The organism is Micromonospora marincola (genome assembly GCF_056150385.1).
Genome location: NZ_JAXCFT010000028.1, coordinates 1 through 18,359 on the forward strand (window position 1 = coordinate 1; position 18,359 = coordinate 18,359).

Below are 18,359 nucleotides of genomic sequence, written 5' to 3' on the forward strand. Positions count from 1 at the left end.
CCGCGCGGTCTGCCGGGTATAACGCCTGACCCCTGGCGGCGATTCCGTCGTGGCGGTGGCACCGACCACGCCCCACCCGCCCACAACCGGACACACCCGCCTCGACCGCATCCCCCAACCGCCCAGAACGTTCCACTCACGGGCTGGACGGGCGCGGGTGGCACCCGGCTCGGGCCGTGCGGGGGCGGTGGTCGAGAGTGGGATTCGTGCGATATCTGCGTAGCGATGAGCGGGTCGGAATCCGCCGGCCCCGACCCGCCGACGAGGCGGAGTTTGTCGCCGCCGCCCGGCGCAGCCGGGACCTGCACCACCCCTGGCTGTCCGCGCCGGACGACGACGAGCGGTACGCGGCGTACCTGCGGAAGATGCGGCGGTGGGACAGCGAAGGTTTCCTTTTCTGCGACCGCGTCACAGGTGAGATCGCCGGGTACGCGAACATCGGTGGCATCGTGCTGGGCGCCCTGCGTGGCGGCTACCTCGGCTATGCGGCATTCCGCCCCTACGCGGGCACCGGCCACGCCTCGGCCGGGGTACGGCTGGTGGTCGCGCACGCGTTCGACGCGCTCGGGCTGCACCGGTTGGAGGCGAACATCCAACCGGGCAACGAGCCGTCGAAGCGGCTGGCCGCACGCCTCGGCTTCCGGCTGGAGGGCTTCTCGCCCGACTACCTGTTCGTCGACGGGGCGTGGCGGGACCACGAGCGCTGGGCGCTCACCGCCCCGCCGCCGACGCGCTGAGCCGGCGTCTCAGTTGCCCGGTTTTGGGAACGCGACCGGGCTGAAATGTCCAGATCGGCGGCGGTGGGCGGTGGGTCGAAACGTTTGTCGCAGGTCTGCCCGGGAACGGGAGCAGACATGACGAAACCACGTGTGGTGATCGTGGGGGCCGGGTTCGCCGGGTACCACGCGGCCAAGACATTGCGCCGACTGGCCCGCGACCGGGCCGAGATCGTCCTGCTGAACGCGACCGACTACTTCCTCTACCTGCCGCTGCTGCCCGAGGTCGCGGCCGGCGTGGTCGAGCCGACCCGGATCTCGGTGCCGCTCGCCGGCACGCTCGACGGCGTGCGGGTGGTCGTCGGCGAGGCGGACCGGGTCGATCTGCAGAACCGCTGGGTCGGCTACCGCTCCGCCGAGGGTGACCACGGGCAGCTCGCGTACGACCGGCTGATCCTCTCCGTGGGCAGCGTCAACAAGCTGCTGCCCATCCCCGGCGTGACCGAGTACGCGCACGGCTTCCGCGGCCTGCCCGAGGCGCTCTACCTGCACGACCACGTGGTCCGGCAGGTCGAGCTGGCCGAGGTCACCGACGACCCGGCCGAGCAGCGGGCCCGCACCACGTTCGTGGTGGTCGGCGCCGGATACACCGGCACCGAGGTCGCCGCGCACGGGCAGCTTTTCACCGACCGGCTGATGGCCCAGCGCCCACACCTCAAGATCCGTCCGCGGTGGATGCTGCTGGACGTCGCCCCGCGCGTGCTGCCCGAGCTGGACCGGCGGATGTCCGTCACCGCCGACCGGGTGCTGCGCCGGCGCGGCGTGGACGTGCGGATGGGCACCTCGGTCGCCGAGGCCACCCCGGACGGGGTGATGCTCACCGACGGCGAGTACGTGCCGAACTGCAGCCTGATCTGGTGCGTCGGGGTGCGTCCCGACCCGTTCGTGGCCGACCTGGGGCTGCGCACCGAGAAGGGGCGGTTGGTGGTCGACGAGTACCTCAACGTCCCCGGCTACCCCGAGGTCTTCGCCTGCGGCGACGCCGCCGCCGTCCCGGACCCGACCCGTCCCGGCCAGGCGTGCGCGATGACCGCGCAGCACGCGCAACGGCAGGGAAAGCTTGCCGCGCACAACATCGCCGCCTCGTACGGGCAGGGCGCCCGCAAGTCGTACAAGCATCACGATCTGGGTTGGGTGGTGGACCTGGGCGGCAAGGACGCGGCGGCCAACCCGCTGAAGGTGCCGCTGGCCGGCTTGCCGGCCAAGGCGGTCACCCGTGGCTACCACCTGCTGGCCATGCCGGGCAACCGTCCGCGGGTCGCCGCCGACTGGGCGCTCGACGCGGCCCTGCCCCGACCCGCGGTGCAGCTCGGCCTCGTGCCGGCGAACGCGGTGCCGCTGGAGAGCGAGTCGCCCGAGCTGGTACGCCGGGGCGCCTGACCGACAGTCACCCGCCGGCCGGCGGGGAGTCCACGGCACCGTCGTTCCGTTCCCCGTCGGCCGGCGCGGCCAGGACCGTCCGGCCGGCGGGCACGAACTCGCGGAGCAGCACCTGCACGATGCCGGCCGCCGGGATCGCCAGCAGCGCGCCGACCAGGCCCGCCAGCTCGGCCGCCAGCAGTACGCTGAACAACACCGTCAACGGGTTCAGCCGGACCGCGCGGGCCATGATGACCGGCTGGAGCAGATGGTTCTCCACCTGTTGGTAGACCACGAAGAAGACAAGCACCACGATGCCGGCGGTGGGGGAACGCGCGAAACCCGCGCCGGCCGCGACGATCGCCCCCAGCGTGGCGCCGACCAGCGGGATCAGGTCCACCACGGCGACCACCAGGGCGATCACCGCGGCGAACGGCACACCGAGGAGGAGCAGCACGGCGAAGGTCAGACCGCCGCAGATCAGGCTGATCACCAGGTTGCCGCTCAGGTAACCGGTGACGATCCGGGACGAGTCGCGGCCGATGCGCCGCAACCGCTCCGCCGGGCCGTCGCCGACCAGCCGCAACGTGGCCGCCACGATCCGGGGGGCCTCCAGGACCATCAGGTACGCCAGCACGACCACCGTGACAAGCGCGGCGACGGCCTGCGCCACGCTCCGGACCAGTCCGACGGTCGGCTCGCCGAGCTGGGACCCGTACCGGCGCAGATGGCCCGGCTCGGCGTACCGGAGCAGGTGCAGGCGGTCCAGCAACTGGCCGATCGGCCCCCGCCCGGCCTGGGCCTCGTGCACCACGCGCGGCGCCCGGTCGGCGAGCCGGCCCAACTCGTCCACGAGCGGCAGGACGATCAACGCTCCCAGCGCGGCCACCAGCACGAACGTGGCCAGGAAGACGAGCAGGGTGGCGAGCGCCCGCCGCCGTACCCGTCGCTCCAACCGGTCCACGAGCGGCTTGAGGGCTACCGCGAGGAACGCCGCGACCAGCCCCCAGACAAGCACCCGCCGGGTCGCCCAGATCAGCGTCAAGCCGACCACGGTGGCCAGCACCAGCGAGATCACGATCAACGTCCGGCGGGCGGTGGTCCGGTCGTCGGCGACGCTCATCCGCGCGGCTACCCGCCCTGCCGGCCGGAAAACCCGGGCTCAGCCCAGGTCGGCGTCGGTGACCGGCCAGGCGTCGGCGGCGAACGCGTCGAGCGCCGCCCCGTGCAGCACGGTGCCGGGCACCGGGTCGCCGGCGGCCCGGGCGGCGAGGCGGCGCACCGGCAGCCGCCCGGCGCGCGCCGCGCCGGCGAGCACCACGTTGCCGTACCGCCGGCCACGCAGCATCCGCCGGTCGGTGACGAGGCAGACGTCGGCGAAGACCGCGCGCAGCGTGGCCACCTGCGCGCGGGTGTGCGCCAGGGGCGGCAGGTCGGTGAGATTGACCAGGTACACACCGTCCGGGCGGAGCACCCGGGCCACCTCGGCGGCGAACTCGACGGCCGCCACGTGCCCGGGCATCCGGGCCGCCCGGTAGACGTCGCCCACCACCAGGTCGTACGTCCCGTCCGGCGTCCCGGTGACCGCGTCCCGGGCGTCGCCGAGCGTCACCACCACCTCCGGCGGCAGCGGCGGCAGTTTCCGGCGGACGAGGTCGACCACGCCGGGATGGCGCTCGACCACCCGCTGGGCCGAGCCGGGGCGGGTGGCGGCCAGCCAGCGGGGCAGGGTGAGCGCGCCGCCGCCCAGGTGCAGGGCGGCCAGCGGGTGACCGGCCGGCGCGCTCAGGTCGATCACCGTGGCGATCCGCCGTACGTACTCGAAGTGCAGGTGGCGGGCGTCGGCCACGTCCACGTAGGACTGCTCCACCCCGTCGGCGAGCAGCGTGCGCCCGGTGGGCCGGGCCGGGTCCACGACGATCTCCAGCGCCTCGGCGTCGCTCTCCACCGCGGCAACGCTACCGCCGCGGGCGCGGTATAGGCGGGGCCCCCGCCTATACCGGAGGCGTTAAGCGGGGGCCCCTCCTTGCACCTCAGGCGGCGGTGTCGATGGTGGCGTCGACTTGGTGGGCCAACTCGACGTCCGCCGCGGTCACGCCGTCGGCGTGCTGGGTCCGGACGGTGAGCACGGCGTTGTCCGGATCGGGGCGGCCGATCTGCGGACCACGCCCGCCCTCGGCCCGGAGCCGGTCCAGCCGGTCCAGCATCCGGTCCAGGTCGCCGCCGGGCAGCTCGATGGTGCGCACAAGCGACCGCCTGTCGCTGGACCAGTAGGGCAGCGACGCCAGCGCGTCCCGCAGCTCCGGCTCGGTAAGCGGCGGGGTGGCCGAGGACGCGCCCACCAGGCCGCCGCCGTAGTCGGCAGGCGCGAGCAGGTCCCGCAACCCGTCGGGTACGCGCAACGAGCCGACCAGCTCGGCGTCGGCGTCGGCGAGCGCGGCCAGGGTAGCCTCGGCCTGGTAACGCGCCTGTTCCGGGGTGAGCCGGCTGCGTCGCCCGACCTCGGCCAGGAAGCCCGGCAGGTCGTGCCGCCGCTCGATGCCGTCCACCGGCACCACGTCGTGCAGCTTCACCGGCACCGCGTCGAGCAGCCGTTCCCGTTCGCTCTCGTCGAGCGCCCAGGCCAGAGCGAGCACCGTCGCCTCCGCCGCGATTTTCGCCTCGGTGAAGTCGACGCCGGCGCGTCGGCTCACGTCGTCGACGAGATCCCGGTAGCCCATCGTGGTGGCCTGGTCGGCGGGCGGATCCGGCAGCGGGCGTGACCGCTCGGCCACCCCGACCGCGGGCGGCGCGGGGCCGCCGCGCGTGCTGTCCGGCTTGTGCCGGCCGGCCGGCGGCGGGCCGGACCGGTTGTTCCGGTCCAGCGAGGTGACCTGCTTGGACGCGCTCAGGGTGGCGCCGGTCTGACTGGGCCGCCGCCCCTGCTCGCGGGCCTGTCGGGCGAGGGCCCGGCGGCGCTGGTTGTCGCCCTCCATCTGCTTGCGCATCGTCGCACCTCGTTCCTGGTCGGTTGCGCCTGCGCCGGTCGCGTTCCCGGCGCAGGCGGGAAGCTAACGGCGGCTTCGGGGCGGGGCGCTTCATCCGCTGGGGGTGAGGAACGGTCACCCGGTCGCGCCGCAGGATCGGGGCGGACCGGACAACTTCCGACGCACGCGGAAGGGTAGGTCGTGATGAAACGGATCGTGGAGATCGTCCCCGCTCGTCCCGGTTGGTATGCCCGGTGGCGCCTCGGCCCGGACGCCACCCGGTGCTATCCGGTGACCCTCTGGGCGCTGCTGGAGCGCCACGACGGCAGCGGACGCGAGGTGGTCGGCGTCGACTGCGTGGGCCAGTGGCCCGGCGCGGACGACGACGGGACCGCGGACTTCGTCCGCTATCTGTTTCAGACACCCGATTCCGGTACGCCGGAGGACGCCGAACCGCCCTCGGCGGGGCAGACCCCCGACACCGGGCCGCGCGTCGCGGCGGTGCCCGCCGCCTGAGCCACCCCTCCCGGCCCCCGACCCCTGGTCCCAGGGTCGGGGGCCACCCCTGTCCGGGGGATGGCCTCAGCCCACCTCGCCGGCCGCCGCCCGCGAGGTGGCCACGTCATGGGCGTCGCCGGCCACGGAGCGAGGGGCGACGGCCAGCACCTCCGCCAGGCCGGTGCGGTCGAGCAGCCGTTGGATCCGCGGATTCACGTCGAGCAGGCGCACCGCGCCGGCGCCGCCGCGGTGGACGACCACGAGCGCGCCCAGGCCGGACGAGTCGCAGAGCGTCACGCCGGTGAAGTCGAGCCACAGCTCCTGGTGACCGTCGCGGCGCAGCTCGGCGGCGGCCTCGACGAGGTCCGGCGCGGTGTCGAAGTCCAGCTCGCCGGCGAGCCGCAGCCGGGCGCGGACGGGGTCGATCCGGTCCACCTCGATGGAAAGCAGTGGTGCGCGCACGGCCTCATGGTCCCAGCCGCCCGCGCTCGGGGCCACCCCCGAGGTCACGCGGACGCGATCGAGCCGGGGACCTGCCGGCCGCCCCCCGCGGGGCGCTCCAGCAGAGCGGTGACGCCTGTCAGGTCGAGGATGGTCTCCAGGAAACGCGGGACCGCAAGGAGTTCGATCACGGTGCCGGCCTGCTGCCCCTCCCGCCAGGCGTGCACGATCACGGACAGGCCGGTGCTGTCGAGGAAGACCAGGCCGCCGAAGTCCAGCACCAGCGTGGCCGGACGCGCGGCGAGCAGGCGGTCCACCTCGGCCCGCAGCGGCGCGGCGGTGGTGTAGGCCAGGTCACCCCCGACGCGCACCACCGGGGCGGCGGGATCGGACCCGTCCACGGTGAGGCTCAGCGGCGTCGCGTCGGGCTTTCTCCGTTGGGCCACCACCATCACGCCTTTCCGCAGGCTGCCGTTCGCCCGGATCGTAACAACCCGGTAACCGGACCGCTCGGCGCGCGTCCGCCACCCGGCGGCGCGCTCGGGTGGCGTCGCGGCCGGACCGGCGTAGGGTGGGGTCGAGATGTGACCACAGGTGCCGGTTTCGGCTCCGGGGAATGGCGACGAGGAGAGTGGGGCTCAGCTGGTGACTGCTTCCGACGTCAGGGGCTCCGACCCGGGCGACGGACGGATCTCCACGACGAGTGCCGCACGGTTTCCGGCGTGGTCCGCCGCCGCGACCACGTCCGACCTCCCACCGCTGGCCCCCGATCCCGACCCCGCGACGGTGCCCGGGTGGTCCGAGGTGGTGGAGCACTTCCGCGAGGGCCTCATCGTCTGCGACGCCGACGGCGTGGTGCGTCAGGTGAGCCCGGTCGCGGAACGTCTCGTCCCCGAGGCGGTGCCCGGCGAGGTGCTCGCCGCTGCCGCGGTGGCGCCCCTGCGCGGCGACGCTCCGGCCGAGTTCACCCACCATCAGCGGCGGCTACGGCTGCGCCCGGTGCCGCTCTCCCACGGCCGGCGCTGTTGGTACGTCGAGGACGTCACCGAGAGCGTCAGCCGGGCCGACGCGCTGCTCGCCGAGCGGGCTCGTTCGCTGTTCCTCGCCGTGGTGGGCGAGAAGCTCGGCAACCCGCTGCACCCCGACCGGGCCGCGGCTGCCGTGGCGCGGCTCGCGGTGCCCGCGGTGGCCGACGTGGCGGTGCTGGTGCTGGCCCCGCGTGCCGGCCGGGCCCGCTGGTGGCGGGCGGTACGCGCGGACGACGACGCCCCCACCGTGGACACCGGCGTGCTGCCCGCCGCGGCGCTGCCCACGGCGATCGAGACCGGTCTCGCCGGCACCGAGCCGCACGCGTTGGACTGGCTGGCCGAGCAGGCCGCCGAGGCGGGTTGGCTGCCCGGCCTCGACGTGCCCGGCGCGACCGCCCGGGTGGTGCCGCTGCCCGGCCGCGAGTCACCGGTCGGCGTGCTGCTGGTGGCCCGGCGGGCCGGTCGCTGGTACGACGAGGCCGACGTCGACCTGATCCGGGCGTTCGCGGCCCGGGCCGGCGCGGCGTTGACCACCGCGATGCTCTACCGCGAGCAGGCCGAGGTCGCCGACACGCTGCAGGCCAGCCTGCTGCCGGTCGAGCCGGCGGCGGCCTCGGGCGGGCAGTGGGGCACGGCGTACCGGCCGTCGCAGGCCGGGCTGCGGATCGGCGGCGACTTCTACGGTTCCCACCGGCTCGCCGACGGCGGATCGGTCTTCTTCCTCGGTGACGTGTCGGGCAAGGGCGTGGAGGCGGCGGTCTTCACCGGCCAGCTCCGCCAGTGCCTGCACGCGCTGCACCGCGTCGAGTCGCAGCCGGGCCGGTTGCTGAAGCTGCTCAACGACGCGCTGCTGGAGACGACCCAGGCCCACGGGCAGGGCCGCTTCGCGACCATGGTGCTCGGCGTGACCCGGCCGCACCGCGACGGCGGGCTGACCCTGACCCTGGCCGGCGGCGGTCACCTTCCTCCGCTTGTGCTGCGCGAGTCCGGCGAGGTCGAGGTGGTGCCGTTGAGCGGCATGCTGATCGGCGTGGTGCCGGACCCGCGGATCGGCGAGGTGACAGTGCACCTGGCGCCGGGGGAGACGTGCCTGCTCTACAGCGACGGCGTGACCGAGGCGCGGGGTGGGCGGCGCGGCGACGAGCAGTTCGGCGCCGACCGGCTGCTGGCCGCCGTGACGGGCTGCCACCGGATGCCCGCGGCGGCGTTAGCCGAGCGGGTCGAGCAGCTGACCTGCGACTGGCTGGACCACGGCGACCACGACGACATCGCGGTGCTCGCGCTGCGGGCGACCGGTCCGGCCGGCCGCGTGTCCCGGCACCTGCACGCGGTGCCCGGTCCGACGAGCGCCGACCGACCGAGGGAGCTGCCCGCGTGACCGCGACGACCGCCGGGGCCGACCCGGTGCGTGCCTTCCCCGGCTATCTGGAGTGCCTGGCCGAGGCCGACGAGCAGGGTGCCGTGGCGGTGGCCCGGGAGCTGTTGGAGGCGGGTGTGCCGGCCGAGCGGCTGCTGCTCGACCTGGTCGCCCCGGCCCAGGCCGAGGTGGGGGAGCGGTGGGCGCGCAACGAGTGGAGCGTGGCCCAGGAGCATGCCGCCACCCACATCAGCGAGCGGGTGGTGGCCGCGGTGGCCGCGTACGCCGATCCCCGGCCGACCCGCGGCCGGATCGTGATGGCCTGCATGGACGGTGAGTGGCACGCGTTGCCGGCCCGCCTGGTCGCCGAGGTGTTGCGGCTGCGGGGCTGGCAGGTCATCTTCCTCGGCGCCAGCGTGCCGGCCGCGCATCTGGTGTCCTACCTGCACCGGTACGACGCCGACGCGGTGGCCCTGGCGTGTGCCCTGCCGATGCGGCTGCCGCATGCCCACCGGATGGTCGAGGCGTGCCGCCGCTCCGACGTGCCGGTGGTGGTGGGTGGGCGTGGGTTCGGCGCGGACGGCCGCTGGGCGCGCGTGCTCGGGGTGGCGTGGGCGCCGGACGCCCCGGCCGCGGCCGATCTGGTCGCCGACGACCGGGCGCTGCGCGCGACGCCGCCCGCGCGACTGGACCACCTCGCCGACGACGAGTACGCCAGCCTGGTCAAGCGGCGTGGTGAGCTGATCGACAGCGCGCTCGCCGACCTGCGTGAGCGGGTGCCGGCGGTGGCCGACTACAGCCCGGCGCAGCTCGACTCGACAGTGGGCGACCTCGGTTACATCGTGGACTTCCTGGCCGCCGCGCTCTACGTCGACGACGGGACGCTGTTCGCGGAGTTCGTCGAGTGGCTGGTGGAGATTCTCGTCAGCCGCGGCGTGCCGGCGGCGGCGGTCGGGCTCACCCTGGACCACTATGAACACGAACTGCGCGACTTCCCCCGCGCCGCCGGTTTCCTCGGCCGGGGGCGCGCCGTGGTGGGCGGCCGGTCGGCGGCGGCAGCGGGCCGCTGAGTCGCGCGACGCCGGACACCCCCTATACTTGCTGCACTGCAAGGGTTCGCCTGCGGTCGGAGCGAGAGGGGCCACGGTGACGTTCACCGTCACGCACGCCCAGGACGGCGAGGGCGTCGCGTGCCTTCGGCTCGCCGGCGAACTCGACCTGAGCACGGCCGGGACGCTGAGCGCGGCGATCGACCGGCTGGCCGCCGAGGGTCGCCGTGAGCTGCTGCTCGATCTCACCGAGTTGACCTTCTGCGACTCCACAGGCATCGCGGCCTTCGTCCGGGGGGACAACCTCGTCGCCGCCGACGGCGGCTGGCTGCGGCTCACCGGGGCGACCGGCCGGGTGGCCCGGGTGCTTCAGGTGACCGGCCTGGCCGAGGTGTTGCGCCACGACCGCGACACGATCGACCCGACGCGGTCGGCAAGCGCCTGATCGGATAGATTTCCCCGCCAGCGGCCGGCCGTGCGGCCGGCGCCCTCCTCGAGACGAAGCAGGTAGCCCGATGGGTCAGCCCAGCCCGAACCCCGTTCGTATCCTGGTGGTGGACGACGACCCGGGTGACGTCCTGATGATCGAGGAAGCGCTCGAGGAGTCAGACGTCGAGAAGGTCATCGACGTGGTCGCCGACGGCCAGGAGGCGATGGAGTTCCTCCGTCGCGAGGGCCGGCACGCCGAGGCGCGGCGGCCGGACGTCATCCTGCTCGACCTCAACATGCCCCGGATGGACGGGCGGCAGGTGCTCGGCGAGGTCAAGCGGGACGAGAACCTGCGGAGCATCCCGATCGTGGTGCTGACCACCTCCAACGCCGACACCGACGTGGTGAGCAGTTACACGCTCCAGGCCAACGCGTACGTGACCAAGCCGATCGACCTGGACGACTTCAACGACGTGGTGCGCCGCATCGACGAGTTCTTCGGCCGGGTGGTCGTGCTCCCGAAGCACGCCTGACGGGACGTCCGCGTCAGGCCAGGGCCGCCACCACCGTGGCGGCCCGCCTCTCGTGCTTGGCGTACGCGCCGGGGAAGGCGGAGACCTGCACGGCCTGGGCCGCGCCTGTGACACTCATGTCCTCCCAGCCGCGCACCTTGACGAGCGCGGCGAGGAACGCCCGGGCGGCGTACGCCGGCCGCATCAGTTCGGCGACCGTGCCCCAGCCGCTGCTGGGGCGCTGCTGGAACAGCCCGACCGAGTCGTGGTCGGAGCCGCTGCCCTGGTGCGGGTGGTCGAAGGACTCGGGCACCACGTCGCTGGCCAGGTTGCACCCGCCGAGGCTAGAGATCTTGCGGGCGTTTGCCATCGGGCTACTTGGTGGCATGCGCCACAATTTGCCGGAATCAGCCCCCGCATTACCGTCAGGCGTGGTCGAAAAGGGCGATCCTCGTGTGTCCGTAAAGACAACCATGTCGGATTGGGCGTGGTAAAACGGGCGTGAGTTCGGGGGTGCCGCCCCGATCGGAGGCATCGTCCGTTCGGCCGAGGTCGCGCCGGTCGCACGGTCCGCAACCGGCGGAGTTGCGGCGGACCCGTCCGCGTACCGGAATCGCGTCCACCGACTCCCCGACCGCTCGATACGATTCGGACGGTGACGGGGCAGATGGCCGACGAACGGGTCGACGGAGAGCCCGCCGGCCGCCGGGGCCGGCGGGGAACGGTCATCATCGCCTGCGCCCTGCTGCTCACCGTGCTCCTCGTCGGGCACCGGGCGGTGCCGAACGTGCACGGCCTGGGCAGCCTGGTCGACAGCGCCATCCCGCTGCTCGGTCTCGGCGTACCCCTGCTCGGGCTCGCGGCGCTGCTGCGCCGCTCCCGCCGGGCGCTGCTCGTCGTGCTGCTGCCGGCGCTGGTCTGGGCCGGCCTCTACGGCCGCGCCTGGCTGCCCCCGCCGGCCGTCGCGGACGCCACCTCGGTCCGGGTGGCCAGCCAGAACCTGCGGGCCGGCAATCCCGACCCGGCCGCCACCCTCGGCGCGCTGGCCGGCGACGCGCCGGACCTGATCGGGTTGCAGGAGGTCGACGACGACGCGCGGGTGACGCCCGCGCTGGCCGGTCGCTACCCGCACCGGACGGCGGTCTCCACGGTCGCGCTGTGGAGTCGCTGGCCGATCCGTGAGGCCCACGGCGTGGACACCGGGCTGGGCTGGGACCGGGCCCTGCGCGCCGTGGTGGCGGCACCCGAGGGCGACCTGACGGTGTACGTCGTCCACCTGGGCTCCGCCCGGGCCGGCCACACGACCACCCGGGACGAGACCGTCGCGGCGCTGGCCGGCACCGTCCGCGCCGACCCGGCCGACCGGCTGGTGGTGCTCGGCGACCTCAACACAGCGACCACCGACCGGGCCTTCGACCCGCTGACCCGGCTGCTCGGCGACGCGCAGGCCGAGGCCGGGCAGGGCTTCGGCTTCACCTGGCCGGCGGAGGTGCCGGTGACCCGCCCGGACCACGTCCTCTACCGGGGGCTCACCCCGACCCGGGCCGGCGTGGTGCACACGCCGGACACCGACCATCGCGCGGTGACCGCCGGCTTCCGCTGGTGAGCCGCCCGCTCAGTGCCGCCCGTTCTCGGCCGGGGTGACCGTGAGCCGATGGCGGCTCGGGTCGCCGCTGGAGAACGGCCAGAGCCGATCGGCGTTCGCGACCAGGTCGGCCAACTGCTCGCGGCTGAGCCCGGCCGAGGAGATCTCGGCGTGCACGTCGGCCCGGTAGCGGCCGTCGTCGTCGCGGCCCAGCCTCGCCTCGGCGGTCACCTGCACGGTGTGCGCCTCGTCGGTGATCTTGCCGGCCGCCTCCACCGCGGCGTGGTGCAGGCAGGAGGCGAACGCGGCGGCCAGGAGCTGTTCCGGCGTCAGACCGGTGCAGTGCGGCGCCAGCGGGGACGCCAGGGCGGAGGAGAGACCGCCGTCGTCGGTGCGTACGTGACCGCCCGCCGCGGTCGCCGTGGCCGTCTCGGCCAGCCAGGAACTCGGATCCGGCATCGCGTTCCTCCCGTCACTCACCGGCAGGCGTTCCCGGCCGCCGACCGGCGAAACCGCAGCCGATCAGGGAGTATGCTCAGCGCACCCGACCGCTTGTGGCCGCCTCCAGGGCCATCGCCTCGGTCGCCTCGGCGGCGGCCCGGCGGGTCCACGGCGACACCTCCGGGGCGCGTTGTCGGGGGAGCACCACGGTCATCGGCACGTAGATGCGGGCGTCGACCGCCTCGGCCAGCAGCAGCGCGGCCATCGCGCTCGTCGGGCGGGTGGTCGGATCGGAGTCGAGGCAGCGCTCGCACAGCTCCGCCACCTCCGACGGCAGCCCGGGGACCTCCGGCAGCGGCCGGGGTGGCCGGCGGCGGCGTACCCCGAGCAACTGGGTGGTGCTGTCGGCGTCGTAGGGCAGGCGGCCGGTCAGGCAGTAGTAGAGCAGCACGCCCAGGGCGTACATGTCGGCCGCCGGGGTCGCCGGTTGCCGGTCGAGCTGCTCCGGGGCCAGGTAGGCCGGGGTGCCCACGACGATCCCCTCCGGCGTGCGGTCGGGCGCGCCGGCCGGGGTGGCGATGCCGAAGTCGAGCACCTTGACGCCGGACGGCGTGAGGATCACGTTCGCCGGCTTCACGTCCCGGTGCACGATGCCGTGGCCGTGCGCGGCGGCCAGCGCGGCGCACACCTCGGCGCAGACCCGCACCGCGATGCCCCAGTCCAGCGGGCCGGCGCGCAGGTGCGCGGCGAGCGTCTCACCCTCGGCCAGTTCCATCACGATGTACGGGACCGGCCGCCCGTCCGGCAGCATGGCGGTGCCGAAGTCGTGCACGCTAGCGACGTTCGGGTGCACCAGCCGCGCCGCCGAGCGGGCCTCGGCCTGGATCCGCTCCACCGAACCGGCGTCGCCGTCCAGGCCGGGCGAGATCAGCTTGATCGCGACCGTGCGGTCCAACACCCGGTCGTGTGCCCGCCATACCTCGGACATGCCACCAAGTGCGGCTCGCTGTTCGAGCTCGTACCGCCCGCCCAGCGTCCTCATCGACCCACTCCCTGCCTCGTCCGATCCCCCCGCATCCGCTACCCACGCCCCGAGCTGTGCAAACCGCAAGGGGTGTACGGCGACCGACCCGCCCGGATCCGCCGCGCGCCGCGGGCACAGCTGGTACACAGGATCGGGACAGCGCCGGTACAGCGGGTGCGCCCACGATGGGGAGCATGGTCATGAACGGGCAGGCCGCACAGGGCCGCATCGAGCTGCGCCGACCGGACGGCGAGCCGGTGCGGGTGCTTGTGGTGGACGACGAGCCGACGCTCACCGACCTGCTCTCGATGGCCCTGCGGTACGAGGGCTGGCAGGTGGCCGCCGCCGGCAACGGGATGGCGGCGATCAGCGCGGCCCGCCAGTTCCGGCCGGACGCCGTCGTGCTCGACGTGATGCTGCCGGACCTGGACGGCTTCCAGGTGCTGCGCCGCCTGCGCGAGCAGTCGCCGAGCGTGCCGGTGCTCTTCCTGACCGCCCGGGACGCGGTGGAGGAGCGCATCGCCGGGCTCACCGTCGGCGGCGACGACTACGTGACCAAGCCGTTCAGCCTGGAGGAGGTGATCGCCCGGCTGCGCGCCCTGCTGCGCCGCTCCGGGTTCGCGGTCGCCGCCCGGGAGGAGGCGGTGCTCACCGTGGGTGACCTCAGCCTCGACGAGGACAGCCACGAGGTACGCCGCGGCGACGACCTGATCACGCTCACCGCCACCGAGTTCGAGCTGCTGCGCTACCTGATGCGCAACCCCCGTCGGGTGCTCAGCAAGGCGCAGATCCTCGACCGGGTGTGGAACTACGACTTCGGCGGCCAGGCGAACGTGGTCGAGCTTTACATCTCGTACCTGCGCAAGAAGATCGACGCGGGCCGGACGCCCATGATCCACACGCTGCGTGGCGCGGGCTATGTCCTCAAGCCCGCACAGTGACGTCGCCGGACGGCTGCGCGGGCGGCTGGCCGGCTGGTCACTGCGCCGCCGCCTGGTCCTCTCCGTGGTGGCGCTGCTGGCGCTTGTGAGCGTCGGCATCGGCGGCCTGACCACGGTCGCGCTGCGGCACTTCCTGATCGGCCAGATCGACAACCAGCTCACCTTCGGCGACCGCCGGCCGGCCGACCTGGAACGCTGGGCCCGCCGTGGCGGCGACCCGACCCGGACCAACCAGGTGGGCCCGTCCGTCCCACCCGCGGGCGAGGTGGCGCCGGCCCCGCCGGGAGGCTTCCCGCCGGGCTCGATCGCGGCCCGGGTGCCGCCCACCGGTGCTCGCTCCGGGCAGGTCCGGACCGAGAGCGGCGCCACCGAGTCGGTGTCCGCGGCCGACCTGGCCGACCTGGCCACGGTGACCCCCGACGACCGTCCCCGCACCGTCGACGTCGGGGACCGGGGAGACTTCCGGGCGATCGCGGTGACCTCCCCGCGCGGTGACGGCGACGTGCTGGTCCTGGCGATCCCGATGGCCCAGGTCGACGACACCGTGATGTGGATGCTCGTGGCCCAGGCCGGGGTCATCGGCGCCGGCCTGGTCATCGCCGGCGGCCTCGGCGCGCTGATCGTCCGGGGCACGCTGCGCCCGCTGAACCGGGTCGCCGCGACCGCCGCCCGGGTCACCGAGCTGCCCCTGGACCGGGGCGAGGTGGCCCTGTCGGTCCGGGTGCCGGCCGCCGACACCGACCCGCGCACCGAGGTCGGGCAGGTCGGCGGCGCGCTCAACCGGATGCTCGGCCACGTCGCCGCCGCGCTCGCCGCCCGGCAGGCGAGCGAGACCCGGGTACGCCAGTTCGTCGCCGACGCCAGCCACGAGCTGCGCACGCCGCTGGCGGCCATCCGGGGCTACGCCGAGGTGGCCCGGCGCGGACGGCAGGAAGTGCCGCCGGACGTGGCGCACGCGCTGCGCCGGGTCGAGTCGGAGAGCACCCGGATGACAAGCCTCGTCGACGACCTGCTGCTGCTCGCCCGACTGGACTCCGGGCGTCCGCTCACCGCCGAGCCGGTCGACCTCACCGCGATGGTGGTGAACGCGGTGAGCGACGCGCACGTGGCCGGACCGGAGCACCGCTGGCAGATCGAGCTGCCCGACGAGCCGCTCACCGTCACCGGCGACCCCCACCGGCTGCACCAGGTGTTGGCGAACCTGCTTGCCAACGCGCGGGTGCACACCCCGGCCGGCACCGCCGTGACCACCCGCCTCGCGGCGGTCCCGGACGGCGTCGAACTCCGCGTCACCGACGACGGGCCCGGCATCCCGGCCGGGTTGCAGGCTGAGGTGTTCGAGCGGTTCGCCCGCGGTGACAGCTCCCGCTCGCGGGCGCACGGCAGCACCGGCCTGGGCCTTTCCATCGTGGCGGCGGTGGTGGAGGCGCACCACGGCCGGGTCGAGGTGGCCAGCCGTGCCGGCCGCACCGCGTTCACCGTATGGCTGCCGCGATCCACAGCCGACGCATAGGTCGCTCACGGTAGCGGGCCAGCGGGCTCTCCGAAGCTTGCCGGCATGGACAGAACCGAGAGCCTGCTGACCGGTGGCCCGGGCGGCCCGCCCGCGACCGCCCCCGAGACCGGTCCGCCCGCGACCGATCCGGCGGCCCACCCCGTACCCCAGCCGACGCCGACCGCGGCGGACCCGCCGGCCGGACCGCCCGGCCGTGACCCGCGCTGGGCCCGCCCGGCCCTGCTCGCCCTGCTGGTGGGCACCGGGCTGCTCTACCTGTGGGGCCTGGGCGCCTCGGGGTGGGGCAACGCGTTCTACTCCGCCGCCGCGCAGGCCGGTTCGGAGAGCTGGACGGCGTTCCTCTACGGCTCCTCGGACGCGGCCAACTCGATCACCGTGGACAAGACGCCGGCGTCGCTCTGGCTGATGGCCCTGTCGGTGCGCGTCTTCGGGCTGAGCGCCTGGTCGATCCTGGTGCCGCAGGCGCTGCTCGGCGTCGCGTCGGTGGGCGTGCTGTACGCCTCGGTGCGCCGCTGGTACGGCCCGGCCGCCGGACTGCTCGCCGGTGCGATCCTCGCGCTCACCCCGGTGGCGACGCTGATGTTCCGGTTCAACAACCCCGACGCGCTGCTGGTGTTCCTGCTGGTGGCCGCCGCGTACGCGACGGTCCGCGCGGTCGAGACGGCGAGCACCAGGTGGATCGCGCTGGCCGGCGTGCTTGTCGGCTTCGGCTTCCTCACCAAGATGCTCCAGGCGTTCCTGGTGATCCCGGTCCTCGCCGGGGTCTACCTGCTGGCCGCGCCGACCGGCCTCGGACGACGGATCCGCCAGTTGCTGCTGGCCGGTCTGGGCGTGCTGGTCTCCGCCGGCTGGTGGGTGGCGATCGTGGAGCTGGTGCCGGCGAGCGCCCGCCCGTACATCGGCGGCTCGCAGCACAACAGCATCCTGGAGCTGACGCTCGGCTACAACGGCCTGGGCCGGATCACCGGTGACGAGGTGGGCAGCGTCGGCGGGGGCGGCCGGCCGGGCGGCGGAGGCGGGGGACCGTTCTCCGGGCAGGCCGGCCCGCTGCGGATGTTCGACACCGAGGTCGGCGGGCAGATCTCCTGGCTGCTGCCGGCCGCGCTGATCCTGCTGGTGGCCGGCCTGTGGCTGGCCGGGCGGGCGGCGCGTACCGACCGGCAACGGGCCGGCCTGCTGCTCTGGGGCGGCTGGCTGCTGGTCACCGGGCTGATCTTCAGCTTCATGTCCGGCATCTTCCACGCGTACTACACGGTCGCCCTCGCGCCCGCGGTCGGCGCGCTCGTCGGCATCGGGGTCACCCTGCTCTGGCGGGCCCGGACCGCGTCCGGCAGGTGGCGCGGATACGCCGCCACGCTGGTCCTGGCGGTCACGCTCGCGATCACCGCCTGGTGGTCGTGGCGCCTGCTCGGCCGCACCGCCGACTGGCACCCGTGGCTGCGCCCCACAGTCCTGGCCACCGCCCTCACCACCGCCGCCCTCCTGGCCCTTCTCGACGCCCCAGCCCTCCGCACCCTCCGCACCCCTCGGCCCCTTCCGGTGACCAGGGAGTTCGCGCCGGGAAGAGAGTCGCACGGCGACGCGAACTCCCTGCACACCCCGCGCCGCGCCGGGCGGCGGCGGTGGACGCGGTGGGCGGTCGCCGGGGTTGCGGGGGTAGGGGTGGCAGTGGCGCTGGCCGGGCCGGCGGCGTACGCGTGGCAGACCGCTGCTACCCCGCACACCGGTTCGATCCCCAGCGCGGGGCCCTTCGCGGCGGGCGGCTTCGGTCCCGCCGGGCGGGGCGGCTTCCCCGGTGGGCGGAACGCGGGCGGCGGGGAGTTTCCGCGGTTCCCCGGCGGCGGCAACGGTGCGTTCCCCGGTTTCCCCGCCGGTCAGAACGGCGGCGGCCAGAACGGCGGCGGCAAGGACGGCGGCGGCCAGGACGGCGGCGGCCAGGACGGCGGCGGTCAGAACGGCGGGGTTCCGGGCTTTCCGGGCGGCGGCCAGGCTCCGGGTGTCCCCGGCGGCGCGGGTCAGGACGGCGACGGCGCGGGTCAGGACGGGGGTCGCCTGTCGCGCGGCGGTGGCATGGGTGGGCTGCTGGACGCCCGCGAGCCGAGCGCCGAGATGACGGCGCTGCTCAAGGCCGACGCGACGGACTACACCTGGGTGGCGGCCACTGTCGGTTCCAACAACGCGTCCGGCTACCAGCTCGCCACCGGCGAACCGGTGATGCCGATCGGCGGCTTCAACGGCAGCGACCCGTCGCCGACGCTCGAACAGTTCCAGCGGTACGTAGCCGCCGGGAAGATCCACTACTTCATCGGGGGTGGCGGGTTCCGGGCCAACGGCGGCAGCAGCGCCTCCGCCGAGATCGCCGCCTGGGTGGCCGAGAACTTCACCGCGACCACCGTCGACGGGGCCACCGTCTACGACCTGAGCAGCGAGGGCTGAG

The 18,359-nt window shown here is 74.5% G+C and carries 18 protein-coding genes and 1 pseudogene; 11 read left to right on the forward strand and 8 right to left on the reverse strand.

The genetic code is table 11. The annotated features are described in order from the left end of the window. Positions 1-206 precede the first annotated feature (206 nt). Complete coding sequence (locus SM450_RS29705; protein WP_474623094.1) at positions 207-737, forward strand: GNAT family N-acetyltransferase; 531 nt, start codon at positions 207-209, stop codon at positions 735-737. Positions 738-854: 117 nt separating this feature from the next. After that, on the forward strand, positions 855-2,156 hold the full coding sequence (locus tag SM450_RS29710; RefSeq protein WP_474623095.1) for an NAD(P)/FAD-dependent oxidoreductase: 1,302 nt from the start codon (positions 855-857) through the stop codon (positions 2,154-2,156). Between the two features lie 7 nt (positions 2,157-2,163). Here SM450_RS29710 and SM450_RS29715 read toward each other — a convergent pair whose 3' ends face one another. The 3 genes from SM450_RS29715 to SM450_RS29725 all read right to left on the reverse strand — a co-directional run bounded on the left by SM450_RS29715 (position 2,164) and on the right by SM450_RS29725 (position 5,122). After that, positions 2,164-3,258, reverse strand: a complete 1,095-nt coding sequence (locus SM450_RS29715) for an AI-2E family transporter (protein WP_474623096.1) — start codon at positions 3,256-3,258, stop codon at positions 2,164-2,166. Between the two features lie 39 nt (positions 3,259-3,297). Further along, the gene (locus SM450_RS29720; protein ID WP_474623097.1) at positions 3,298-4,083 is read right to left on the reverse strand and encodes a spermidine synthase; all 786 of its coding nucleotides are present in this window, start codon (positions 4,081-4,083) and stop codon (positions 3,298-3,300) included. An 85-nt stretch (positions 4,084-4,168) separates the two neighbouring features. Further along, positions 4,169-5,122 carry a DUF2267 domain-containing protein gene (locus SM450_RS29725; protein WP_474623098.1) on the reverse strand — a complete coding sequence of 318 codons (954 nt, stop codon included), beginning with the start codon at positions 5,120-5,122 and terminating at the stop codon, positions 4,169-4,171. 183 nt (positions 5,123-5,305) lie between these two features. On the opposite strand from SM450_RS29725, the gene SM450_RS29730 reads away from it, so the two are divergent. Then, a complete protein-coding gene (locus SM450_RS29730) occupies positions 5,306-5,617 on the forward strand; it encodes a hypothetical protein (RefSeq protein WP_474623099.1) in 312 nt (103 codons plus the stop codon). 66 nt (positions 5,618-5,683) lie between these two features. Here the strand turns inward: SM450_RS29730 and SM450_RS29735 are convergent, their stop codons facing one another. Then, complete coding sequence (locus SM450_RS29735) at positions 5,684-6,061, reverse strand: STAS domain-containing protein (RefSeq protein WP_474623100.1); 378 nt, start codon at positions 6,059-6,061, stop codon at positions 5,684-5,686. Positions 6,062-6,105: 44 nt separating this feature from the next. After that, complete coding sequence (locus SM450_RS29740; protein WP_474623101.1) at positions 6,106-6,486, reverse strand: STAS domain-containing protein; 381 nt, start codon at positions 6,484-6,486, stop codon at positions 6,106-6,108. 199 nt (positions 6,487-6,685) lie between these two features. Here SM450_RS29740 and SM450_RS29745 point away from each other — a divergent pair, with 199 nt between their 5' ends. The 4 genes from SM450_RS29745 to SM450_RS29760 all read left to right on the forward strand — a co-directional run bounded on the left by SM450_RS29745 (position 6,686) and on the right by SM450_RS29760 (position 10,436). Next, a complete protein-coding gene (locus SM450_RS29745; RefSeq protein WP_474623102.1) occupies positions 6,686-8,446 on the forward strand; it encodes a PP2C family protein-serine/threonine phosphatase in 1,761 nt (586 codons plus the stop codon). Next, complete coding sequence (locus tag SM450_RS29750; RefSeq protein WP_474623103.1) at positions 8,443-9,495, forward strand: cobalamin B12-binding domain-containing protein; 1,053 nt, start codon at positions 8,443-8,445, stop codon at positions 9,493-9,495. Before SM450_RS29745 ends, SM450_RS29750 begins: the two co-directional genes overlap by 4 nt. Before the next feature lie 76 nt (positions 9,496-9,571). After that, positions 9,572-9,919: an STAS domain-containing protein gene (locus SM450_RS29755; protein WP_474623104.1), complete on the forward strand. Its 348-nt coding sequence runs from the start codon at positions 9,572-9,574 to the stop codon at positions 9,917-9,919. Positions 9,920-9,989: 70 nt separating this feature from the next. Continuing rightward, complete coding sequence (locus SM450_RS29760) at positions 9,990-10,436, forward strand: response regulator (RefSeq protein WP_474623105.1); 447 nt, start codon at positions 9,990-9,992, stop codon at positions 10,434-10,436. Positions 10,437-10,449: 13 nt separating this feature from the next. Here the strand turns inward: SM450_RS29760 and SM450_RS29765 are convergent. Further along, a pseudogene (locus SM450_RS29765) lies at positions 10,450-10,785 on the reverse strand (hypothetical protein); the annotation flags it as partial. 285 nt (positions 10,786-11,070) lie between these two features. Between SM450_RS29765 and SM450_RS29770 the strand changes: the two are divergent. Next, complete coding sequence (locus SM450_RS29770) at positions 11,071-12,021, forward strand: endonuclease/exonuclease/phosphatase family protein (RefSeq protein ID WP_474623106.1); 951 nt, start codon at positions 11,071-11,073, stop codon at positions 12,019-12,021. Positions 12,022-12,030: 9 nt separating this feature from the next. Here the strand turns inward: SM450_RS29770 and SM450_RS29775 are convergent, their stop codons facing one another. Beyond that, entirely contained in the window at positions 12,031-12,459 is a 429-nt protein-coding gene (locus tag SM450_RS29775) for an OsmC family protein (RefSeq protein WP_474623107.1), read from the reverse strand. A 76-nt stretch (positions 12,460-12,535) separates the two neighbouring features. After that, on the reverse strand, positions 12,536-13,483 hold the full coding sequence (locus SM450_RS29780; protein WP_474623108.1) for a serine/threonine-protein kinase: 948 nt from the start codon (positions 13,481-13,483) through the stop codon (positions 12,536-12,538). Positions 13,484-13,665: 182 nt separating this feature from the next. Between SM450_RS29780 and SM450_RS29785 the strand changes: the two genes are divergently transcribed. From SM450_RS29785 to SM450_RS29795, 3 genes are read left to right on the forward strand one after another with little or no spacing between them, the layout of a single operon-like run. Further along, positions 13,666-14,406 (forward strand): response regulator transcription factor, encoded by a 741-nt coding sequence (locus SM450_RS29785; protein ID WP_474623109.1) that lies wholly within the window; start codon positions 13,666-13,668, stop codon positions 14,404-14,406. Beyond that, positions 14,384-15,919: a sensor histidine kinase gene (locus SM450_RS29790; protein ID WP_474623110.1), complete on the forward strand. Its 1,536-nt coding sequence runs from the start codon at positions 14,384-14,386 to the stop codon at positions 15,917-15,919. The genes SM450_RS29785 and SM450_RS29790 overlap by 23 nt, the downstream gene beginning before the upstream one ends. 45 nt (positions 15,920-15,964) lie before the next feature. Then, positions 15,965-18,358 (forward strand): mannosyltransferase YkcB-related protein, encoded by a 2,394-nt coding sequence (locus SM450_RS29795; RefSeq protein ID WP_474623111.1) that lies wholly within the window; start codon positions 15,965-15,967, stop codon positions 18,356-18,358. The last annotated feature ends 1 nt before the right edge of the window (position 18,359 follow it).